The following is a 438-nucleotide window of genomic DNA, read 5'->3' as shown; positions in this document are numbered from 1 at the left end:
ACGCCCCAGAGCAGCACGAGGTGCCAGACGCGGGTCATCGCCAGCGAGGCGAGGAGCCCCGAGGCGATCAGGGCGATCGCCGTGAGCATCACCCGGCGCGGGCCGTAGCGGTTGAGGAAGGCCGCCGCGAAGGGGCCCATCAGCCCGAACAGGAGGAGGCGGACGGCCAGCGCGACCGAGATCGAGGCCGTGTCCCAGCCGAACTCCCGCTGGAGCGGCAGGATCAGGATGCCCGCCGCGCCGATGGTGCCGGCGGTGACCAGCATGGTCAGGAAGGTGGCGCCCGCCACCGCCCAGCCGTAGTGCACGCCGCGCCGCGCCAGGGATACGGAAAGAAGCGAGGATGCGTGTCCGGCCACGGGCGCGCCCTTTCGAAGCGGATGCCGATCTGATATGTGCGTATGCACTTATTGGATCGCCGCCGCAAGACGGGCCTGG

Annotated in this window: 1 protein-coding gene; it reads right to left on the bottom strand. The window is 70.5% G+C overall.

Features of this window, described 5'->3' with window-relative positions:
* The coding region (locus RAD15_RS43935) for an MFS transporter (RefSeq protein ID WP_458184882.1) at window positions 1-359 on the bottom strand (359 nt) is incomplete at its 3' end.
* Window positions 360-438 lie beyond the last annotated feature (79 nt).

The sequence above is a fragment of the Bradyrhizobium sp. 14AA genome (assembly GCF_054185205.1).
This window is presented reverse-complemented; position numbering and strand designations above follow the sequence as displayed.